This is a genomic window from Paenibacillus sp. 598K (assembly GCF_003851045.1).
Lineage (GTDB): Bacteria > Bacillota > Bacilli > Paenibacillales > Paenibacillaceae > Paenibacillus_D.
On record NZ_BFBX01000084.1, the window covers coordinates 29,077 to 29,590 of the forward strand.

A 514-nucleotide genomic window follows, 5' to 3' on the forward strand; every position below is an offset into this window, starting at 1 on the left:
CTTCACGCCGTCCTGTATTCTCTTCTATGCCATCATCATACCGGAATGCGCGAGAACGCGCAACCGGAATAAGCTTCACCCGCAGCCATCGTTCCGCAAAACGCGCAACCTGTCGCCCGATCAGCGTATGCCCTGCCACTCACAAGCCTCCACCTTGTGCTCGCAAGTGTGCGTCTCGCCAGCCTGTCGACGCCGGAGCCTGCAACCCGCCTCCCGCAAGCTCCCCGACCAGCGGCAGCTAGCCTGCTCCGACCTCATACCCGGCTATGGGCGCGTACGCGACGCAGGTCGATGACGACCGTGCGTTCGCCAGGCGCAGTCACGCCGCGCGTCCGCAGCCAGAACAGATAGTCCTCGACATCTCCGGGACCGCCGACGCCGCGAGGCCCGTCTGGCCGCGCCGGCTCCCGATCCGCCGGATTGCCCGGGCCGTCCGGTCTGCCTGGCTGCGCTCCGACAGCGCGGCGTCTGTGACTCGCAGGCTGCGTCGGCAGCGGCTCCTCTCCAGCGAGAC

1 protein-coding gene is annotated in these 514 nt (G+C 67.5%); it reads right to left on the reverse strand.

What is annotated here, in order from left to right:
- Nucleotides 1-254: 254 nt before the first annotated feature.
- Nucleotides 255-514 (reverse strand): hypothetical protein (locus PA598K_RS36435; protein ID WP_221414172.1); only part of this gene is annotated, 260 nt, incomplete at its 5' end.